At 69.3% G+C, this 20,513-nt stretch carries 14 protein-coding genes and 3 tRNA genes; 2 read left to right on the top strand and 15 right to left on the bottom strand.

All coding sequences use genetic code 11. The features are described 5' to 3' along the window. Positions 1-651: 651 nt before the first annotated feature. Positions 652-2,661, top strand: coding sequence for an ABC transporter ATP-binding protein (locus tag AC5LUJ_RS01745; RefSeq protein ID WP_250282081.1), 2,010 nt, complete (start codon positions 652-654; stop codon positions 2,659-2,661). 28 nt (positions 2,662-2,689) lie between these two features. Here AC5LUJ_RS01745 and AC5LUJ_RS01740 read toward each other — a convergent pair whose 3' ends face one another. From AC5LUJ_RS01740 to AC5LUJ_RS01695, 10 genes are all read right to left on the bottom strand, one after another. Further along, a complete protein-coding gene (locus tag AC5LUJ_RS01740; RefSeq protein WP_250282080.1) occupies positions 2,690-3,319 on the bottom strand; it encodes a Uma2 family endonuclease in 630 nt (209 codons plus the stop codon). Between the two features lie 260 nt (positions 3,320-3,579). Continuing rightward, positions 3,580-7,473, bottom strand: a complete 3,894-nt coding sequence (locus AC5LUJ_RS01735) for a DNA-directed RNA polymerase subunit beta' (RefSeq protein ID WP_250282077.1) — start codon at positions 7,471-7,473, stop codon at positions 3,580-3,582. A 291-nt stretch (positions 7,474-7,764) separates the two neighbouring features. After that, positions 7,765-11,187 (bottom strand): DNA-directed RNA polymerase subunit beta, encoded by a 3,423-nt coding sequence (gene rpoB, locus AC5LUJ_RS01730; protein ID WP_250282074.1) that lies wholly within the window; start codon positions 11,185-11,187, stop codon positions 7,765-7,767. Positions 11,188-12,302: 1,115 nt separating this feature from the next. Further along, positions 12,303-12,692: a 50S ribosomal protein L7/L12 gene (gene rplL, locus AC5LUJ_RS01725; RefSeq protein WP_250282072.1), complete on the bottom strand. Its 390-nt coding sequence runs from the start codon at positions 12,690-12,692 to the stop codon at positions 12,303-12,305. Positions 12,693-12,959: 267 nt separating this feature from the next. After that, the gene (gene rplJ / locus AC5LUJ_RS01720; RefSeq protein ID WP_250282070.1) at positions 12,960-13,532 is read right to left on the bottom strand and encodes a 50S ribosomal protein L10; all 573 of its coding nucleotides are present in this window, start codon (positions 13,530-13,532) and stop codon (positions 12,960-12,962) included. 390 nt (positions 13,533-13,922) lie between these two features. Further along, on the bottom strand, positions 13,923-14,639 hold the full coding sequence (gene rplA / locus AC5LUJ_RS01715) for a 50S ribosomal protein L1 (RefSeq protein WP_250282068.1): 717 nt from the start codon (positions 14,637-14,639) through the stop codon (positions 13,923-13,925). 321 nt (positions 14,640-14,960) lie between these two features. Further along, positions 14,961-15,395: a 50S ribosomal protein L11 gene (gene rplK / locus AC5LUJ_RS01710; RefSeq protein ID WP_250282066.1), complete on the bottom strand. Its 435-nt coding sequence runs from the start codon at positions 15,393-15,395 to the stop codon at positions 14,961-14,963. A 42-nt stretch (positions 15,396-15,437) separates the two neighbouring features. Next, positions 15,438-16,250 (bottom strand): transcription termination/antitermination protein NusG, encoded by an 813-nt coding sequence (nusG, locus tag AC5LUJ_RS01705; protein ID WP_250282063.1) that lies wholly within the window; start codon positions 16,248-16,250, stop codon positions 15,438-15,440. An 83-nt stretch (positions 16,251-16,333) separates the two neighbouring features. Continuing rightward, positions 16,334-16,582, bottom strand: a complete 249-nt coding sequence (gene secE, locus AC5LUJ_RS01700) for a preprotein translocase subunit SecE (protein ID WP_250282061.1) — start codon at positions 16,580-16,582, stop codon at positions 16,334-16,336. A gap of 30 nt (positions 16,583-16,612) precedes the next feature. Next, a tRNA-Trp gene (locus tag AC5LUJ_RS01695) sits at positions 16,613-16,685 on the bottom strand. 468 nt (positions 16,686-17,153) lie between these two features. On the opposite strand from AC5LUJ_RS01695, the gene AC5LUJ_RS01690 reads away from it, so the two are divergent. Continuing rightward, positions 17,154-18,362: a pyridoxal phosphate-dependent aminotransferase gene (locus AC5LUJ_RS01690; protein ID WP_250282059.1), complete on the top strand. Its 1,209-nt coding sequence runs from the start codon at positions 17,154-17,156 to the stop codon at positions 18,360-18,362. 169 nt (positions 18,363-18,531) lie between these two features. On the opposite strand, the gene AC5LUJ_RS01685 is transcribed toward AC5LUJ_RS01690, so the two are convergent. The 5 genes from AC5LUJ_RS01685 to AC5LUJ_RS01665 form a co-directional block, all read right to left on the bottom strand. Further along, the gene (locus AC5LUJ_RS01685; RefSeq protein WP_250282057.1) at positions 18,532-18,960 is read right to left on the bottom strand and encodes a MaoC family dehydratase; all 429 of its coding nucleotides are present in this window, start codon (positions 18,958-18,960) and stop codon (positions 18,532-18,534) included. 68 nt (positions 18,961-19,028) lie between these two features. Further along, on the bottom strand, positions 19,029-19,478 hold the full coding sequence (locus AC5LUJ_RS01680) for an FAS1-like dehydratase domain-containing protein (protein ID WP_250282055.1): 450 nt from the start codon (positions 19,476-19,478) through the stop codon (positions 19,029-19,031). A gap of 300 nt (positions 19,479-19,778) precedes the next feature. Continuing rightward, complete coding sequence (gene rpmG / locus AC5LUJ_RS01675; RefSeq protein WP_250282052.1) at positions 19,779-19,943, bottom strand: 50S ribosomal protein L33; 165 nt, start codon at positions 19,941-19,943, stop codon at positions 19,779-19,781. Positions 19,944-20,042: 99 nt separating this feature from the next. After that, a tRNA-Met gene (locus tag AC5LUJ_RS01670) sits at positions 20,043-20,116 on the bottom strand. Positions 20,117-20,201: 85 nt separating this feature from the next. Beyond that, positions 20,202-20,274, bottom strand: a tRNA-Thr gene (locus tag AC5LUJ_RS01665). Positions 20,275-20,513: the final 239 nt, after the last annotated feature.

The raw sequence follows: 20,513 nt of genomic DNA, 5'->3' as shown, positions 1-20,513 counted from the left end.
CCGTCCGATTACCGACCACGGCGGTGTACAGCAGCCGACGAACCGCTTTTCCCGGGCCGCCACCGGCCAGCCCGGCCGCCCCTGCCGGCGCCCCCGCCACCTGCGAAAACACCGCGGACCGGCCGGCCGGCAAAAAATCCGCCGGCACGTCACAACCTTTGTCGCAGCGCACATGTCGTGCTCGAGACCGAATACCCGAGTACCGCGAAATCTGTGAGCCGATTCATGATGTTGAATCCTTGCCCGGTAATCGGCGCCCCGATAACTTCGGCTTTGCCACCGCCACGTCCAGCCGATCCCGATGGAGGACAAATGTCTAGTTCCTTCCCCTTTCCCAGCCATACGGAAATTAGCTCGTCAAGCGCTTTCGGGCTGGTCATAGAAATATCCGACGCCGTCGAGATATCCGTCTTCCGCGGCACCGAGGAAATCCCCGGGAAAACCCCTCCGGTATGGCCGGACACCCGTGCCGGGCGGTGGGAAGAAGACCACGGCGACCAGCCCGTGAGCACCCGCCCCGGCCCGGGCGACGCCGTCAGGGCGGATTCCGGCACCGCTGTCGACACGGCCCCCGACAGCGCTGCGGACGCAACCAGAACCACGCACCGCGACGACTGACCCCCACAACCGGCACCAGGCAGGCGGCTCACAATGACGACATCTCGCCGGTCGTCCACCGGGACCAACAGGTGGACCGGGCAGCCGGCCCACCAGCAGACCTCGGCGGAGACGGCATTCCCGAAGACCACCGCCGGTGTGTCCTGGCTGTACGGGCGCCTCTTCGCCTGGCTCACCGGAAATCCCGCGGCCGCCCGCGTCGAATATTTCATCCGGGACCAGAACAGGGCGGCCGCCACACACGCCGCTCTTTCCCTGCTGGGCTCGTCGGCCCTGGTGGCCGCTCCGTTCGCGATCCGGGACCTGATCGACAGCTGGCTGCTGCTGCTGCGGACGGACGGCATACTCCTCCCGGTCATCCTCATCCTCGGCGCCTTTGTGCTCAGCGCCGTGGTGTCGGCCCTGCGATACATACTGGTCAGTTATTTCAGCGAGAAACTCGCCCTGCGAATCCGGCGCGACCTGTACCAGCACGCGATCGCGCTGCCGTTCCCCCACGTCGCCCGGGCCCGGCACGGGGACGTCGTCGCCCTGTTCACCATCGACACCGCCAGGGTGCGCGCGGCCGCCGCCGTCTGCCTGCCGGCCATCGCGACCATGGCGGTCGAACTCGTCGTGGCCGGGGTGGTCGCCTGCCTGCTCCAGTGGCGTCTCGCGTTCGCCGTGGCCGTGATCGGCGTGGTCCCGCTCGTCCTGCTGCGCCTGGTGCGTGAGCGCGTCCGGGCCATCTCCCGGGTGGAAGGCGAACGGCTCAGCCGGCTGGTCGATCATCTCATCGAGCTGACCGGGCCAGCGGGAGCGCTGCACCTGCGCGCCTTCCGCGCGCAGCACACCGGCCAGGAGGAGTTCGACCGGCTGGGCGCGGCCATTGCGACGGCCGCTCGCACCCGCGTGCAGGTCTTCGCCCGCCTGCAGCTCATCGCCGCGGCCAGCTCGGTGCTGGCGACCATGACCGTGATCGGGCTCGGGGTGTGGCTCACCCTGAACCAGACGATGACGGTCGGCACCTTCGTGGCCTTTCTCAGCGTGCTCCTGCTGGCGTTCCGTTCCATCGCCGGCTTCGCCGACCTGCGTACCCAGCTCTTCGACGGCGAGGCCTCCCTCGTCCGCATCCTGGATTTCCTCGACATCCCGCTGGGGACGGCGCCGGCCGGCGGCCGCAGCAACGTCAGGCCGCTGACCACGGCCGACCGGCCGCATCCACCCAGGGACAGCACGCCACCGGCGGGCCCGGCGGCCACCGGCTCCGAGGACGCCGGACGGCCACCGGTCCACGGCGATCTCGTCCTGGAGAACGTCTCCTACTCCTACGCGCCCGGCGTGCCCGCCCCCAGGTGGGCGCTGCGCGGCGTCGACGTCGTCGTGGGCCGCGGCGAGATGGTGGCCGTCGTCGGGTTCAGCGGCGCCGGGAAGACCACGCTGTGCCATCTCGCCAGCGGCCTGCTCACCCCCACCAGCGGGCGTGTCCTGCTCGGCGGCTGCGACGCCGGCGGGCTGTCCCCCGCCGCGGCCCGGGCCGCGGTCGGCCTGGTGTCGCAGGAGCCGTTCGTCCAGCGTCGCAGCGTCGCCGAGAACCTCCGCTTCGGCAGCCCGGCCGCGGCGACCGACGAGCTGTGGGCCGCGCTGGAGGCGACCGGGCTGGTCACGCTCGTGCGTTCGCTGCCGGAGGGGATTCACACCCCGCTGGGGCACAACGGCCACCAGATCTCCGGCGGGGAGCGGCAACGGCTGTCCATCGCCCGCGTACTGGTCCAGAACCCGCGGACCGTCATCCTCGACGAGGCGACGTCGAACCTCGACGCGCTGACCGAGGACCTGCTGCGCGCCTCCCTGGAACGTCTGCTCGCCGAGCGAAGCTGCCTCGTCGTGGCCCACCGGGCGACGATGACCGTTGCCGCCGACCGCATCTACGTGCTGGAGAACGGCACGGTGATGGAGGCCGGGCCACACGACCGGCTCGTCCGCAGCGGCGGTGTCTACGCCCGGCTGGCCCGCGGCCCGGCCGAGCACGCCCTGCGGAAGAGCAGGAACGGCGTCCGGTAGAGGGGCCAGCGGAGGAAAGCGCCGGTGGTCAGAAGAGCAGGTCGTCCCAGTCGACGGTGACCGGGATCGGGTTGGTGACCTCAGGCGCTCCGCCGGCCTCGTCCTTCATGAACGTGCCCAGGTGCTTGTAGAGCAGGGTCGCCCGGTCGAGCGCGTAGCGTTCGATGCTCGTGACGCCGTCGTTGTCGAGCCGGGTGATCCAGTAGTGCGCGATGCCGGCCCTGGCGTATTCACCGAGCTTGTCGGTGGTGTCCTGGGTCTCCGAACCCGGCAACACGATCTCGATGACGAGCAGGGCGTGCTCCGCGCGGAGACGTTCGCCGGCCGCGCGGTCGAGACAGCGGTAGAGGATCACATCCGGGCGGCGGTTGAGCAGCGGGATGTCACGCAGCCGGAGATCGACGTCGTTGTTGACGGCCAGGCATCCGTGGCCGCGGGCCATCGCGCGCCGTGCGTGCCGTTCCAGCAGGTTGGCGAGGCGACGGCCGGCGGTCTGATGATCCGGAGTCGGCGCCTCACAGAAGACGACGTAGCCGTCGACGATCTCGATCGCCCTGGCGATCTCCTCGGGCAGCGCCTCGTACTCCGCGGCGGTCACCCGCGCGGGCTGCGGCTGTATACGGAGCAGCCAGCTGTCCTCCGGCAGTGCCGTCGTCATCGCCGTCTCCTCCTCGGCATCGTGCCGATGCGGTGCTCCCCTCGGCATCGTGCCGATGCGGTGCTTCCCTGGTGCAGGCCGGCAGATCTACCCGGCGCTGTCCAGCGTAGTGCCGTACCAGGCAACGTCTGCCCTGTTGACCGATGGCCAGGCGCGAGGCCGGATCCACACAGCAACGCGGCCCGGGTGAACGTCCGGCAGGGACGCCCACCCGGGCCGCCTGGAGCACTTGCGTGGCAGGAACTACCGGGTAGCGAGAACTACCGGTAGTCGCCGCCGGTGCTGCGGTAGTCGAAGTCGTCCAACGGGACGGCCTGGCCGCTGCCGGTGCCGAACGCGCCGTACTCCACGGTCGCGCCCTCCTCGTAGCCGCTGACCGAGTACACCGACGCCCGTGCCTCCTCGGTCGGCTCGACCCGGATGTTGCGGTACCGCGAGATGCCGGTACCCGCCGGGATGAGCTTGCCGATGATGACGTTCTCCTTCAGGCCGACCAGCGAGTCCGACCGGGCGTTGATCGCGGCGTCGGTGAGCACCCGGGTCGTCTCCTGGAAGGATGCGGCCGACAGCCACGACTCGGTCGCCAGGGACGCCTTGGTGATCCCCATCAGGACCGGACGGGCCGAAGCCGGCTGACCGCCGGTCTCGACCACCCGACGGTTCTCCTCCTCGAACCGGGCCCGCTCGACCAGCTCGCCCGGCAGGAGCGTGGTCTCCCCCGACTCCAGCACGTTCACCCGCTTGAGCATCTGCCGGATGATGATCTCGATGTGCTTGTCGTGGATCGACACACCCTGCGAGCGGTACACCTCCTGCACCTGGTCGACCAGGTGGAGCTGCACCTGACGCGGGCCGAGGATGCGCAGCACCTCGTGCGGGTCGACCGCGCCGTCGACGATCTTCTGACCGACGGCGATGCGCTGGCCCTCCTCGACCTTCAGCCGCGACCGGCGGGAGACCGGGTAGGCGATCTCCTCGCTGCCGTCGTCGGGGATGACCACGACCTTGACGGTCTTCTCGGTCTCCTCGATGCGCACCCGCCCGGAGACCTCGCTGATCGGGGCCTTGCCCTTGGGGGAACGGGCCTCGAACAGCTCCACGACACGGGGCAGCCCCTGGGTGATGTCGTCGCCGGCGACGCCACCGCTGTGGAAGGTACGCATCGTCAGCTGGGTGCCGGGCTCACCGATGGACTGGGCGGCGACGATACCGACGGCCTCGCCGACGTCGACGAGCTTGCCCGTGGCCAGCGACCGGCCGTAGCACTGCGCGCAGACACCCATCCGGGCCGCGCAGGTGAGGGCGGAACGCACCTTCACCGACTCGATCCCGGCATCGATGATCTTGCTGATGACCACGTCGCCGAGGTCGGTGCCGGCCGGTACCACCACGTCACCGGCGGCGTTCGCCGCGTCCGAGGCGAGCGTGCGCGCGTAGGCCGCGGTCTCGGCGTAACGGTCGCGGACGAGCACGCCGTCCGCTCCCTTGCGCGCGATGCGGGTGGCGATGCCGCGCTCGGTGGCGCAGTCGTCCTCACGGACGATGACGTCCTGGCTGACGTCGACCAGACGCCGGGTGAGGTACCCGGAGTCCGCGGTCCGCAGCGCCGTGTCGGCCAGGCCCTTGCGGGCGCCGTGCGTGGAGATGAAGTACTCCACCACGCTCAGCCCCTCGCGGAAGTTCGCCTTGATCGGACGCGGGATGATCTCGCCCTTGGGGTTGGCGACCAGTCCGCGCATCCCGGCGAGCTGCCGGATCTGCATCATGTTCCCGGCGGCCCCGGAGTTGACCAGCACGGCGACCGGATTGGTCTCCGGGAAGTTGGCCTCCATGGCCTCGGCGACCTTGTTCGTCGCCTCGTTCCAGATCTGGACCAGTTCGGCGCGGCGCTCGTCGTCGGAGAGGAAGCCTCGGTCGAACTGCTTCTGCACTCGTTCGGCCCGCTGCTCGTACTCGTCGAGGATCTGCGCCTTGTTCGGCGGCGCGACAACGTCCTCGATCGCGACGGTCACCCCCGAGCGGGTGGCCCAGTAGAAGCCGGCGCTCTTCAGCGCGTCCAGCGTCGCGGCCACCTGGATCTTCGGGTAGCGCTCCGCCAGGTCGTTGACGATCGCGGCCTGGGCCTTCTTGTTCATCAGGTAGTTCAGGAACGGGTAGCCCTCGGGGAGCGCCTGGTTGAGCAGGCAGCGGCCGAAGGTGGTCTCCAGGGTGAACGGGTCGCCGGCTGCCCAGCCGGGCGGCGGGGCCCAGTCCAGCGGCGGCGTGGTGTCGCGTAGCCGGACCTTGATCTTCGCCTGTAGCTCGATCTCCCGCGCGTCGAAGGCCATCTGCGCCTCGGCCACGCTGGAGAACGCCCGCCCCTCGCCGCGGGCGCCCACGGCCAGCCGGCTGAGGTGGAACACCCCGGTCACCATGTCCAGGCTCGGCATGGCCAGCGGACGCCCGGACGCCGGCGAGAGGATGTTGTTGCTCGACAGCATCAGGATGCGCGCCTCGGCCTGCGCCTCCGCGGACAGCGGCAGGTGCACGGCCATCTGGTCCCCGTCGAAGTCCGCGTTGAACGCGGTGCAGACCAGCGGGTGGATCTGGATGGCCTTGCCCTCGACGAGCTGCGGCTCGAACGCCTGGATGCCCAGCCGGTGCAGGGTCGGCGCGCGGTTGAGCAGCACGGGGTGCTCGGTGATGACCTCTTCGAGCACGTCCCAGACGACCGGGCGGGCCCGCTCCACCATGCGCTTGGCCGACTTGATGTTCTGCGCGTGGTTGAGGTCGACCAGCCGCTTCATCACGAACGGCTTGAACAGCTCCAGGGCCATCTGCTTGGGCAGGCCGCACTGGTGCAGCTTGAGCTGCGGGCCGACGACGATGACCGAACGGCCGGAGTAGTCGACGCGCTTGCCCAGCAGGTTCTGCCGGAACCGGCCCTGCTTGCCCTTGAGCATGTCCGACAGCGACTTCAGCGGACGGTTGCCCGGCCCGGTCACCGGCCGGCCGCGGCGGCCGTTGTCGAACAGCGCGTCGACGGCCTCCTGCAGCATCCGCTTCTCGTTGTTGACGATGATCTCGGGCGCGCCGAGGTCGAGCAGCCGCTTGAGCCGGTTGTTCCGGTTGATCACCCGGCGGTAGAGGTCGTTGAGGTCGGACGTGGCGAACCGGCCACCGTCGAGCTGCACCATCGGGCGCAGGTCCGGCGGGATCACCGGGACGCAGTCGAGCACCATCCCGTTCGGGGAGTTGCGGGTGTTGAGGAAGGCCGAGACGACCTTGAGACGCTTCAGCGCCCGGGCCTTCTTCTGCCCCTTGCCGCTGCGGATGGTCTCCCGCAGCGACTCGGCCTCCGCCGCCAGGTCGAAGTCGACGAGCCGGCGCTGCAGGGCCTCCGCCCCCATGCCGCCCTCGAAGTACTGGCCGAAACGGTCCCGCAGCTCGCGGTAGAGCAGCTCGTCCGGCTCGAGGTCCTGGACCTTCAGGCCCTTGAAACGGTCGAACACCCGGCCCAGATCGTCGATCTTCCGCTGGGCGCGGTCGCGGATCTGGCGCATCTCGCGCTCGGCCGCCTCCCGCACCTTGCGCCGGACGTCGCCCTTGGCGCCCTCGGCCTCCAGCTGGGCGAGGTCGGCCTCCAGCTTCTTCTGCCGGGTCTCGACGTCGGCGTTCTTCTTGTCCTCGAGATGCTGCTTCTCGACGGAGATCCGGGCTTCGAGGGTGGGCAGGTCGCGGTGACGCGCGTCCGCGTCCACGCTTGTGATCATGTAGGCGGCGAAGTAGATGACCTTCTCAAGGTCCTTCGGCGCCAGGTCGAGCAGGTAGCCGAGCCGGCTCGGGACACCCTTGAAGTACCAGATGTGGGTGACCGGCGCGGCCAGCTCGATGTGGCCCATCCGTTCCCGACGCACCTTGGCGCGGGTGACCTCGACACCGCAGCGCTCGCAGATGATGCCCTTGAAACGAACGCGCTTGTACTTACCGCAGTAGCACTCCCAGTCCCGGGTCGGGCCGAAGATCTTCTCGCAGAAGAGCCCGTCCTTCTCCGGCTTGAGGGTACGGTAGTTGATCGTCTCCGGCTTCTTGACCTCGCCGTGTGACCACTGGCGGATGTCGTCCGCGGTGGCGAGGCCGATGCGCAGCTCGTCGAAGAAGTTGACGTCGAGCACGTGTCTTCTCTCTCTGCCGTCTGGCTGCCCGCTGTCGCCGGCAGGTGTTCGTGCGGATGGCGGCGGCGGGGGGCGTGGGCCGTCAGTTTGTCCAAGGTCGGCGGGGGTGCCGCGACACGGCCGGGGCCCGGAGGCTACCGGCTGCCGTGTCCCGGCCGTGTGGTCCGCGACCGCGGCGGCGCGGGGGCGGCGGCTCCAGGAGGATCATCCTGTGGTCCCCATGGTCCCCATGGCCCCCTGGTCGCGCCGCCTCCGGCCGCTGGCGGTCACCCGGCCGCAGACCACTACTCGTCAGACCTCCTCAACGCTGCTCGGCTCCCGCCGGGACAGGTCGATACCGAGTTCCTCCGCGGCGCGGAAGACGTCCTCGTCGGTGTCACGCATTTCGATGGAAACGCCGTCGCTGGAGAGGACCTCGACGTTCAGGCACAGTGACTGCATTTCCTTGATGAGCACCTTGAAGGACTCCGGGATACCGGGTTCGGGAATGTTCTCGCCCTTGACGATGGCCTCGTAGACCTTGACGCGGCCGAGAACGTCGTCCGACTTGATGGTGAGCAGTTCCTGCAGGGCGTAGGCGGCACCGTAGGCCTCCAGCGCCCACACCTCCATCTCGCCGAAACGCTGCCCACCGAACTGCGCCTTACCGCCCAGCGGCTGCTGGGTGATCATCGAGTAGGGGCCGGTCGAACGGGCGTGGATCTTGTCGTCGACCAGGTGCAGCAACTTGAGGATGTAGATGTAGCCGACCGCCACCGGATACGGGTAGGGCTCGCCGGTCCGGCCGTCGAAGAGCTCGGCCTTGCCGCTGGACCCGATGAGCTGGACGCCGTCCCGGTTGGGCAGCGTCGAGGAGAGCAGACCGGTGATCTCCTCCTCGCGGGCGCCGTCGAAGACCGGAGTGGCCACGTTGGTGTTCGGCGGCGCCTGGTCCGCCCGGATGCCGCGCAGCCGTTCCTTCCACTCCTCGGTGCCCGTGTCGACCTGCCAGCCGGTCTTGGCCACCCAGCCGAGGTGGGTCTCCAGGATCTGGCCGATGTTCATCCGGCGGGGCACACCGTGCGGGTTGAGCACGACGTCCACCGGGGTGCCGTCGGAGAGGAACGGCATGTCCTCGGCCGGCAGGATCTTCGCGATGACGCCCTTGTTCCCGTGCCGCCCGGCGAGCTTGTCACCATCGGTGATCTTGCGCTTCTGGGCGACGTACACCCGGACCAGCTCGTTCACGCCGGGCGGCAGCTCGTCGCCGTCCTCCCGGGAGAACACCCGGACCCCGATGACCTTGCCGGACTCCCCGTGCGGCACCTTCAGCGAGGTGTCGCGGACCTCCCGGGCCTTCTCACCGAAGATCGCGCGCAGCAGCCGCTCCTCCGGGGTCAGCTCGGTCTCGCCCTTGGGCGTGACCTTCCCGACCAGCACGTCACCGGGCGAGACCTCGGCGCCGATACGGATGATGCCGCGCTCGTCGAGGTCGGCGAGGACCTCCTCGGCGACGTTGGGGATGTCCCGGGTGATCTCCTCCGGCCCGAGCTTGGTGTCCCGGGCGTCGACCTCGTGCTCCTCGATGTGGATCGAGGACAGGACGTCGTCCTGGACCAGCCGCTGGGAGAGGATGATCGCGTCCTCGTAGTTGTGGCCCTCCCACGGCATGAAGGCGACCAGCAGGTTCTTGCCCAGCGCCATCTCGCCGTTGTCCGTGCAGGGGCCGTCCGCGATGACCTGGCCCGCCTCGACCCGGTCCCCCTCGTCCACGATGGGCTTCTGGTTGATGCAGGTGCCCTGGTTGGACCGGCGGAACTTCGCCATCCGGTAGGTGCGCCGGGTGCCGTCGTCGTGCATGACGGTGATGTAGTCGGCGGAGAGGTCCTCGACCACGCCGGCCTGCGCGCAGACGACGACGTCACCGGCGTCCTTGGCCGCGCGGGCCTCCATGCCGGTGCCGACCAGCGGCGCCTCGCTGCGCAGCAGCGGGACGGACTGGCGCTGCATGTTCGAGCCCATCAGGGCGCGGTTGGCGTCGTCGTGCTCGAGGAAGGGGATCATCGCGGTGGCGACCGACACCATCTGCCGCGGCGAGACGTCCATGTAGTCGACCTCGTCGGGCGGGATGAACTCGACCTCGCCGCCCTTGCGGCGGACCAGGACCCGGTGCTCGGCGAACGACCCGTCGGAGCTCAGCGGCGCGTTCGCCTGCGCGATGACGTGCCTGTCCTCCTCGTCCGCGGTGAGGTAGTCGATCTTGTCGGTGACCCGCCCGGCCACGACCTTGCGGTAGGGCGTCTCGACGAAGCCGAACGGGTTGACCCGCGCGAACGTCGACAGCGAACCGATCAGACCGATGTTCGGCCCCTCCGGCGTCTCGATCGGGCACATCCGGCCGTAGTGGCTGGGGTGTACGTCGCGGACCTCGAAGCCGGCCCGCTCCCGGGAGAGACCACCCGGGCCGAGCGCGGACAGGCGCCGCTTGTGGGTGAGGCCGGCCAGCGGGTTGGTCTGGTCCATGAACTGGGAGAGCTGGCTGGTGCCGAAGAACTCCTTGATGGAGGCGACCACCGGCCGGATGTTGATCAGTGTCTGCGGCGTGATCGCCTCGACGTCCTGGGTGGTCATCCGCTCCCGGACGACCCGCTCCATCCGGGCCAGGCCCAGCCGCACCTGGTTCTGGATCAGCTCACCGACCGTGCGCAGCCGCCGGTTGCCGAAGTGGTCGATGTCGTCCACGTCGTAGGACTGGTCCCTGCCGGCGTGCAGCTGGACGACGTACTCGATCGTGCGGACGATGTCGTCCTCGGTGAGCACGCCGACGTCGTGCGGAACGTCCACCTCGAGCTTCTTGTTCACTTTGTAACGACCGACCTTGGCCAGGTCGTAGCGCTTCGGGTTGAAGAAGAGGTTCTCCAGCAGTGTCTGCGCGGACTCACGGGTCGGCGGCTCACCCGGGCGCAGCTTGCGGTAGATGTCGAGCAGCGCGTCGTCCTGGCTGGAGGTGTGGTCCTTCTCCAGGGTCACCCGCATCGACGGGAAGTCGCCGAACCGCTCCAGAATGCGCGCCTCGTCCCAGCCGAGCGCCTTGAGCAGCACGGTCACGGACTGGCGGCGCTTGCGGTCGATACGGACACCGACGGTGTCCCGCTTGTCGACCTCGAATTCCAGCCAGGCACCCCGGGACGGAATGACCTTGCAGGAGAACAGGTCCTTGTCGGAGACCTTGTCGATGGTCTTCTCGAAATACACCCCAGGGGAACGCACGAGCTGGCTGACGACGACCCGCTCGGTCCCGTTGATGACGAACGTGCCCTTCGGGGTCATGAGCGGGAAGTCGCCCATGAAAACCGTCTGGCTCTTGATCTCACCGGTGGTGTTGTTGGTGAACTCGGCCGTCACGAACATCGGGGCCGAGTAGGTCATATCCTTGTCCTTGCACTCCTCGACGGAGTACTTCGGCGGTTCGAAACGGTGGTCCCGGAACGACAGTGACATCGAACCGGAGAAGTCCTCGATCGGGGATATCTCCTCGAAGACCTCTTCGAGACCCGACGTGACGGGTACGTCGTCACGTCCGGCGTCGATGGCTTCCTGGACCCGTTCCGCCCACGCATCACTGCCGATCAGCCAGTCGAAGGACTGGGTCTGCAGGGCGAGAAGATCGGGGACCTCGAGAGGCTCAATGATCTTTGCGAACGAGATGCGGGAGGAGGTAGGCGAGGCGGCCAAGGTGGTCCTTCCGGTGGCCTGATCGTCGGGCTGGTGGCGCTGTGGCTTCCTTGATACGGCTTCCGGCAGCACGGGAGAATTCATGATCGCGTCGCCTTCGGCCTGCTGGAGAACAATCCGACGTAGGGGTGGTCGGGTGATCAGTGTCTCGCTACGGTTGTGGTGACTGTCGGCGGGGGTAGTCCAACAGGGTGCACGGGTGGCTCACGAACGCAGGCAGACGCGACACGGGCGTCAGCGAGTAGTCCGTCACGACAGCTTTCGGACGGGGACCTCCGCGTGGGATGGTCGTCCTGTACCGGTGACGTGGCGGCGCTTCGGTGGCGGATTGCGATCAACGGTCTCGCTCGGGTTACCTCGGTCGTGACGTCTGTCTGGACGGTCGCGCCCGGTGGGCGCGGCTGCACAGGGACTGAAGCCGTACGCGGGCTGGCACCGTCGCATACCTCAAGGAGCAGTGAGCGCACGACGAAAGGACAGCCCAAACGAGCAGTGTAGCCGATGGCTGCACTGCTGACAAGGCTGACCGCAGGGCCAGCTCCGGAAAGGGCTAGTCCTGAAGGCTGAACTCCTGAAGGCTGAGCTCGAGGCCGGCCAACGGAGACCGCCCGGCGGAAGCCGGTCAGCCGATGCTGGCTGACGGAGGCCGCCCGACGGGTGTGGGTCACCGCTTCGGAGATGATGGAACTCCGTCCCGGGTAAGGTCGTCAACCGGTTGCGAGGTAATGAGCGCGAGGAAGTCCGTGGCGCGCCCCGGCCGGGCCCGGTACGTGGCCCGCGCGCCCGGGCGGGACGTCCGGCCGCACGAGGCGTGGCGGGGCTCCCCACCCGGCCCGTCTGCGCGCGGCCGGGCCGACGGCCGCGACAACCGGCCCGGGCGCGACCGGCCCGGGCAGACGCTCGGCAGCCCGTCCGACGGGCCCCGGCGGCCTCGGCTCCGCTGCCGGAGCGGCCCGAAGCGACAGGGCACCCGAAACGGCAGGGCACCCCGAAGCAGCGGAGCGGCCCGCGCCGACGGGGCGGTCCGAAGCGTCAGGACAATCCGAGCCAACCACGCGGGCCGTTGCCCTCTCGTCTCCGGGGAGGGAGAGGGCAACGGCCCGCGGGCGTCATGGCTACTTGACGGTGACCGTGGCGCCGGCGCCCTCCAGGGCTGCCTTGGCCTTCTCCGCGGCTTCCTTGGTCGCCTTCTCCAGCACCGGCTTGGGCGCCCCGTCGACGAGGTCCTTGGCCTCCTTCAGCCCGAGGCTGGTCAGCGCGCGGACCTCCTTGATGACCTGGATCTTCTTGTCGCCGACGGACTCGAGGATGACGTCGAACTCGTCCTGCTCCTCGGCGGCCGGTGCCTCGGCGGCCGGCCCCGCGGCGCTCGGCGCGGTGACCGCGACCGGCGCGGCCGCGGTCACCCCGAAGGTGTCCTCGAACTGCTTCACGAACTCCGACAGCTCCAGCAGCGTCATCTCCTTGAACACGTCCAGCAGCTCGTCGGTCGACAGCTTCGCCATGATGGCGGTCCTTTCATCGTGGTGGATCAGGAAGTCCGGCCGGGCGTACCGCGTCAGCGGGCCGAAAACGGCGCGGCCGCCGCCCGTCGGGTCACTTGTGGCTATGTGTCATTACTGGGGATTACCGGGGATCACCGGGGACCGCTTGGCTCGCGGCTCCCGGGGACGGGCCGGCCGGCGCTCGTCGGCGTCGGCCCCACCAGCCAGGCTGGCCGGGTAGCGGGACGCGCCGGGCTGTACGTGGCTGGCGCTCTACTCGCTCGCCTTTTACTCGCTCGCCTCGGCCGGGGACGCATCGGCCGCCGGCTCCTCGGCCACGGGCGCCTCCGCCTCCCGCTTGGCCCGCAGTGCCTCGGCCAGGCGGGCCGTCTGGGACAGCGGCGCCGCGAACAGGCCGACCGCCTTGGCCAGCGAGCCGTTGAGCGCACCGGCGAGCTTGGCGAGCAGCACCTCGCGCGACTCGAGGTCGGCCAGCCTGCGGATGTCCTCCGCCGACACCGGCCTGCCCTCGACGACCCCGCCCTTGACCACCAGGGCCGGGTTGGCCCGGGCGAAGTCACGCAGGCCCCTGGCCGCCTCGACCGGGTCGCCGGTGACGAACGCGACCGCGGTGGGGCCGACCAGCAGCTCGTCCAGGCCGTTGATACCGGCCTGCCCGGCGGCAATCTTGGTGAGGGTGTTCTTGACCACCGCGTACTGCGTGCCCTCGCCGAGCGAACGGCGCAGTTCGGTGAGCTGGCTCACCGTCAGCCCGCGGTACTCGGTCAGCACCGCCGCGGACGCGCCCCGGAACGAGTCTACGATCTCCGTTACCGCGGCGACCTTTTCCGGCTTCGCCATCGGGCTCCTTCATGGGGTCTGGCCGGTCGTCCGAAAGGTGCCGCAGACGACGAACGCCCCGGCGCAGGCGCGCGGGGCGTACCGACCGGGGCGAAACAACGCCGTCCCCGGGCAATGCTCCCTCACCTGCGCGGGCCGTCCGGTGGCTCCGGAACCTTCGGCCGCCCCACGAGGGGACGACGACCAGCGGTCTTCGGTTTGGTTCTCAGTGACCAGTTGGTTCTCAGTAAGCAGGATACTCGAGCCTGCGGCGATACGAAAAATATGATCGTTCCGCTTTCGGCCTCCGTGTCGAAACGGTACACGGCCTTGAAAGCCGCGGCCGGCCGGGGGGGCCGCATGCGCGCCCCCGGCCGGCCGCGGCCCACCGCGAGGCCGGTGCCGCCCGGCTCAGGCGGCGGCGTCCTCGAGAAGGTTGCGGGTACGGCCCGGGTCGACCAGAATCCCGGGGCCCATCGTGGTCGTGAAAGTGATTTTCTTCAGGTAACGGCCCTTGGCCGCGGCCGGCTTGACCCGGACGATCTCGTCCAGCGCGACGCTGTAGTTCTCGATCAGCTGCTCGTCGGTGAAGGCCGTCTTCCCGATGACGATGTGCAGGTTGCCCTGCTTGTCGACCCGGAAATTGATCTTTCCGCCCTTGATGTCGCGGACGGCCTTGGCGATGTCGAGGGTGACCGTGCCGGTCTTGGGGTTGGGCATGAGCCCGCGCGGCCCCAGGATACGGGCGATGCGGCCGACCTTGGCCATCTGGTCGGGGGTCGCGACGGTCGCGTCGAAGTCGAGGAAGCCCTCCTGGATCCGCTGCACGAGATCGTCGCTGCCGACGACGTCTGCACCGGCGGCGGTGGCCTCGGCCGCCTTCTCGCCGACGGCGAAGACCGCCACCCGCGGGGACTTCCCGGTGCCGTGCGGCAGGTTCACGGTGCCCCGGACCATCTGGTCAGCCTTGCGCGGGTCCACACCGAGGCGCAGCGCGACCTCGACGGTGGCGGCGTACTTGGTCGTGGACGTCTCGCGGGCCAGCTGGACGGCTTCCAGCGGGGTGTACAGCCGGTCCGCCTCGATCTTCTCGATCGCGGCCCGGTATGCCTTGCTGCGCTTGGTCATGCGTGTCTCCTCGTGGTGATGGCGGGCCGGAGCCGCTGCACCACCCGTCTCGTCCCGGTCGGCGGCCACAAGGCCCGGGGTGGGACGACAGGGAAACATGATCCCGCCATCGTCGGCCCCTGGTGGCCCGACAGGCCAGTGCGCTGGCGCCTCCGGCGCCCTTCGCGGCGGCGGAGCCCCTCGCGCCGAAGCCTCCGGCGCCTTCGGCCCTGGCCGCCTTCGGCGTCCTACGGGCCAGGCACTTCCCAGGACGGGTCGGGCGTGATCGGGCGCCCTCCCACAGCTGCGGTCACGGCCGCGACCGCGCGGCCGGACTGGTCGTCACCCGCTGATGGTGATACCCATCGACCGGGCGGTCCCAGCGATGATCTTCTCAGCGGCTTCCAGGGTGGTGGCGTTGAGGTCCGGCAGCTTGGTCTGGGCGATCTGACGGATCTGCTCGGCGGTCAGGTTGGCCACCTTCGTCCGGTGCGGCACGCCACTGCCCTTCTCCACCCCGGCGGCCTTGAGAATCAGCCGCGCCGCCGGCGGCGTCTTGGTGACGAAGGTGAACGAGCGGTCGTCGTACACGGTGATCTCGACCGGCACCACATTCCCGCGCTGGGACTCGGTGGCGGCGTTGTACTGCTTGCAGAACTCCATGATGTTCACGCCGTGCTGGCCGAGGGCCGGCCCCACCGGAGGCGCCGGCGTCGCCACACCGGCCTTGATCTGGAGCTTGATGATGGCGGCGATCTTCTTCTTCTTGGGAGGCATGGTGTCGTTTCTCTCCGAGTTGCTGCTGGCGGTGGGGCGGGCTCAGATCTTCGCGACCTGGTTGAACTGAAGTTCGACCGGCGTCTCGCGGCCGAAGATGGACACCAGCACCTTGAGCCGCTGTGCGTCGAGGTTGATCTCGCTGATGGTGGCCGGCAGGGTCGCGAACGGGCCGTCCATGACGGTCACCGACTCCCCGACCTCGAACTCCTGTACCCGGACCGTCTCGACCTTCTTCTCGCGCGGCGCAGGCGGCGCGAGGATCGAGAGGACCTCCTCCGTGCGCAACGGCGACGGCTTGTTGGTCAGCCCCACAAAGCCGGTCACGCCCGGGGTGTTGCGGACCGCCGACCACGACTGGTCGGTGAGGTCCATCCGCACATAGATGTAACCGGGGTACTTCTTCTGCTGCACCAGTTGCCGCTTGCCGTTCTTGATGACCGGGACCTCCTCGGTCGGCACCTCGATCTGGAAGATGTACTCCTCCATGTTGAGGCTGGAGATCCGGGTCTCAAGGTTCGTCTTGACCTTGTTCTCGTATCCGGCATACGAATGTATGACGTACCACTGTCCCGGAGCGTCCTCCAGGGCCCGCCGGATGTCCTCGGAGTCGTCCTCGGCCTCGGCGGCGGCGGGCTGGCCCGCGTCCGCCGGACCGGTCACGTCCGCCCGGTCCGTCGTGAGGTAGCCGGGGGATGTGTCGACACCCGTGGCGCCGTCACCGCTCTCGCCGGCCTGCGGCAGTGCGCCGGCCTCCGTGCTCGCCACCTCGTCGCGCGCCAGTGCCGCCAGCGGATCGAGACCGTCGAGAGCCTCCCCCTGTTCGGAGGAGACGTGCTCGGGAAACTGGGACACGCGGACGTTCCTTCTCTCTTGTGGCCGTGCTCTGTGAGCCGTGCGGGCCTCGGGGCGGCATGAATCCGTAGAATCCGGCCACATCAACCGAAAACGGCCAACACCGCCTTGGTGAGACCGAAGTCCAGCGAGGCGACGAAGGCCACCGTGATCGAGCAGAACACGAGCACGACGATCACATAGGTGATCAGCTCGTTCCGGCCCGGATAGACGACCTTCCGAAGCTCGGCGACAACCTCGCGGTAGAACCGCAGTGGCGTCGTGCGACGCCGGCCCGCGGGCCTGGTCGGCCGGCCGGCCCGCGGTGCCGCGTCACGTGTGTCGGTCGCCACTCACTCCACCTACCTGGTCGTCGGGTACCGCAGGGGCGACAGGACTCGAACCTGCAACCGCCGGTTTTGGAGACCGGTGCTCTACCAATTGAGCCACGCCCCTCTGCACTGCGACCGCCGTCGGAGCAGCGGCCACCGAACAAGATCGTATCTATCGGAAAAACCGATCTTGATGGTCATCGGCGGCACTGCATACCGGGAGGACAGCCCAAGCGCATCCACCATACTCCTACGCAGGCCCGCTTACCTGGCCGCCCGGCCCCGGCCCCGGCGGGGCCAGCGGGACGCCCACCCCGCGGCGGCCCGGCGACGCGGATTCGGCGTCCCGCATTCCCGCCCGGCCGGCACGCGGCCGGGCGCGGGACCGGCGCGGAACCAGTGCGGAACCAGTGCGGGACCGGCACGGAACCGAGGGCCCGCCGGAAGGCGGACGCCGAAGGTCTTCCTCCGGGCAGGGCGGATACCGACCGAAACCGCTGTCGGACCATCCGCGCACCGGCCCTTGTGGCGTCCCGTGGTGTCCGAACGGCCCCGGCAATGATCGGGCGGGCAACCCCTGACACATGGCAGCATGACAGTCATGACCCGGATCTCTCATCGCATCGGCAGCATCGCCCCCTCCGCGACGCTCGTCGTGGACGCGACCGCGAAGGCGCTTCGTGCAGCCGGCCGGGACGTGATCGGCTTCGGCGCCGGCGAACCGGACTTCCCCACCCCCGACCACGTCGTCGCGGCCGCCGAGAAGGCCTGTAGCGACCCGAAGATGCACCGGTACACACCCGCCGCCGGCCTGCCCGAGCTCCGGGAGGCGGTGGCGGACAAGACCCGCCGCGATTCCGGGCTCGACGTCCCCGCCGGCGCCGTGCTCATCACCAACGGTGGCAAGCAGGCGGTCTACCAGGCGTTCGCCACCCTGCTCGACCCCGGTGACGAGGTCCTGCTGCCCGCTCCCTACTGGACGACCTACCCGGAGTCGATCCGGCTCGCCGGCGGCGTCCCGGTGGACGTCGTCACCACCCCGGAGCAGGGCTACCGAGTGACGGTCGAGCAGCTGGAAGCCGCCCGCACCCCCCGGACGAAGGTGCTGCTGTTCTGTTCGCCGTCCAACCCCACCGGAGCCGTACACACCCCTGAGGAGGTCCGGGCGATCGGGCGCTGGGCGGCCGACGCCGGCCTGTGGGTGATCGCCGACGAGATCTACGAGCACCTGGTGTACGGCGACGCCCGGTTCGCGTCCCTGCCGGTCGAGGTGCCGGAGATCGCCGACCGCACCATCGTGGTCAACGGGGTGGCCAAGACCTACGCCATGACCGGCTGGCGGGTCGGCTGGCTGATCGGCCCGCCGGACGTGGTGCAGGCCGCCACCAACCTGCAGTCGCACGCCACGTCCAACGTCTCCAACGTCGCGCAGGCCGCGGCGCTGGCGGCCGTGACCGGGCCGCTGGACGCCGTCGTGGAGATGCGCAAGGCGTTCGACCGGCGACGGCTGACCATGCACCGGATGCTCTCCAGCGCGCCCGGGGTGGTCTGCCCGCTGCCCGACGGGGCGTTCTACTGCTACGCGTCGGTGGCCGGCGTCCTCGGCCGCACGCTGCGGGGGAAGACCCCGGCCACCTCGGCGGAACTGGCCTCGCTCATCCTCGAGGAAGCGGGGGTGGCGATCGTGCCGGGCGAGGCGTTCGGGACCCCGGGCTACACCCGGCTGTCCTACGCGCTCGGCGACGAGGACCTGGTCACGGGCGTCCAGCGGCTGTCCGACCTGCTGGCCGAGGCACGCTGACCAACACGCGGGCCACGCCGCCCGGCGGACACACCGTCACCACGACCAGCCCGCCACGCGCCTGCCCCGCCGCGCGCATGCCCCGCGGGCCGCGGGCAGGCGCGCGTGGCAGGCGCGTGGCGGGCCTTCGGAACCCGAGCGGGCCTCCGAAAGACGAGCCGAGCCGGCCTCAGGCGAGCTGGACGGTGGCCCGGGAGGCCAGCAGCACCTTGCTGCCGTCGAACCGCACGGTCAGGTTGACGACCACTTGGTTGTCCTCGAGCTTCTTCTCGACGACGCCGCTGGCCACGAGCGTGGCACCGGTGTCGTCGTCCGGTACCGGCACCGGGGAGGAGAAACGGACACTGTAGTCGACCACGCTGCCGGGGTCCCCCGCCCAGTCGGTGACGAGCCGGGCGGCCGTGGCCATGGTGTACATCCCATGAGCGATCACACCGGGCAGGCCGACATCGCGCGCCGCCCGCTCGTTCCAGTGGATCACGTTGAAGTCGCCGGAGGCCCCGCAGTAGCGGACAAGGTCCTCCCGGCGGATCCGGAACTCCCGCTCGGGAATCCGGGTACCGACCTCGACGTCGTCGTAGTCGATGATGGCAGGCATGTGAGCGCTCAGCACCCTTCCTGATCCCTGGAGGGCCGGCAGGCCGGCCCGCGTCCCTCTGGATGCCGTCAGGCCGCGGTGCCGCGCGAGGCCAGCGCCGTCCGGGCGGTCGCGACCAGCTCGCCGCCGGTCGTGACGAACTCGTACTCGCTGATCAGCAGCTCGTTGCGCCCGGCCTGGCGGATGTCGGCGATGGTGGCGGAGACGACGAGCTCGTCACCGGCGATGACTGGCCGGCGCAGCGAGTAGCGCTGCTCGACGTGCACCACCAGTGAGTAGTCGAGACCGAGCTGTGGGTCGCGCACCGGCACCACGGGCCGCCAGAGAGCCACCGCCGTCAGGAAGGTGGGCGGCGCTACAAGATCGACATAACCGGCCGCCTTGGCAGCCTCAAGATCGTGCGAGAGCGGACTGTTGTCCTGGATCGCGGCCGCGAACTGCCGGATGTGTTCGCGACCGACCAGGAAGGGAGCGTCCGCGACGAACCTGCGTCCGACAAAGTCCCGATTGAGCGGCACCACATGCTCCGATCTCGCCGTCCCCACGGCTGGAACCACCCTGGAACGCCCGGGAGCTACCACCCTCCCACGCGCCACCCAGCGAGGACAGACGGCTCCAGGAGTCGAAGCGGCGATCACCAACAGTGAAGAGATCAGTCCAACGGACTGAACACTAGCCCCGCGCGCCCTGGCTGCCGTACCGACAGGCCGTAGCGGCCCGACATCATCCCGGAAGGACCCGTGGAGCCCTGGAAGGCTCCTGGAAAGACGATGCCGCCCCGCGGGCCACGAGCCTGCCAGGGATGTCCGCGAACGCGGTCAGCGGGTCTCTCGGTGCTCGGTGTGGTGCCGGCAGTTCGGGCAGAACTTACGCAGTTCCAGACGGTCCGGATCGTTGCGGCGGTTCTTGCGCGTGATGTAGTTGCGGTGCTTGCACGCCTGACACGCCAGGGTGATCTTCGGACGGACGTCGGTGGCGGCCACGGTGCTGTGCCTCTTCCTGCAGGTGGGACAAGAACGAACCAGAGCTCGGACGTGCCGCACGACTGCGGCGCCGCCCATGGCGGGACGCGACCCGACCGGTAGCGGTGGCCGGATTTGAACCGGCGACACAGCGATTATGAGCCGCTTGCTCTGCCTGGCTGAGCTACACCGCCTGGGTGGACCCACTCCGGCAGCTGGCCCCCAGCCGACGGAGTGAAGGCCGGCAGCCGTTCACCTGGCTACCGACCGGTGCCACAGAGCCCCTTTACGGAATCGAACCGTAGACCTTCTCCTTACCATGGAGACGCTCTGCCGACTGAGCTAAAGGGGCGAGTACGCGCGCCTTACGTTACACGACGACGGGGCAGTGCGTGTCACGGGCCCGGTAGCAGTGACGCCGCCCGCGCCCGCCACGGCCGCCCGGCTCCCCCCGGCACGCGTGCGCGACAGCGCCCGGGAAGCCGCGGCCCAAGGCGAACAGATCTTCGCTGTCCGGCGCGATCCGCTCTGATGTAGACACCACTACATGTCACGAAAATGGGCCCGATCATAAAGATCGCAACTTTGAGT

The organism is Protofrankia sp. CiP1_Cm_nod3 (genome assembly GCF_982290655.1).
This window is presented reverse-complemented; position numbering and strand designations above follow the sequence as displayed.

Coding starts and splice junctions, on each gene's coding strand:
- AC5LUJ_RS01745 (WP_250282081.1), top strand. CDS start 652: ATGACGACATCTCGCCGGTCGTCCACCGGGACCAACAGGTGGACCGGG.
- AC5LUJ_RS01740 (WP_250282080.1), bottom strand. CDS start 3,319: ATGACGACGGCACTGCCGGAGGACAGCTGGCTGCTCCGTATACAGCCG.
- rplL (WP_250282072.1), bottom strand. CDS start 12,692: ATGGCGAAGCTGTCGACCGACGAGCTGCTGGACGTGTTCAAGGAGATG.
- rplJ (WP_250282070.1), bottom strand. CDS start 13,532: ATGGCGAAGCCGGAAAAGGTCGCCGCGGTAACGGAGATCGTAGACTCG.
- rplA (WP_250282068.1), bottom strand. CDS start 14,639: ATGACCAAGCGCAGCAAGGCATACCGGGCCGCGATCGAGAAGATCGAG.
- rplK (WP_250282066.1), bottom strand. CDS start 15,395: ATGCCTCCCAAGAAGAAGAAGATCGCCGCCATCATCAAGCTCCAGATC.
- AC5LUJ_RS01690 (WP_250282059.1), top strand. CDS start 17,154: ATGACAGTCATGACCCGGATCTCTCATCGCATCGGCAGCATCGCCCCC.
- AC5LUJ_RS01685 (WP_250282057.1), bottom strand. CDS start 18,960: ATGCCTGCCATCATCGACTACGACGACGTCGAGGTCGGTACCCGGATT.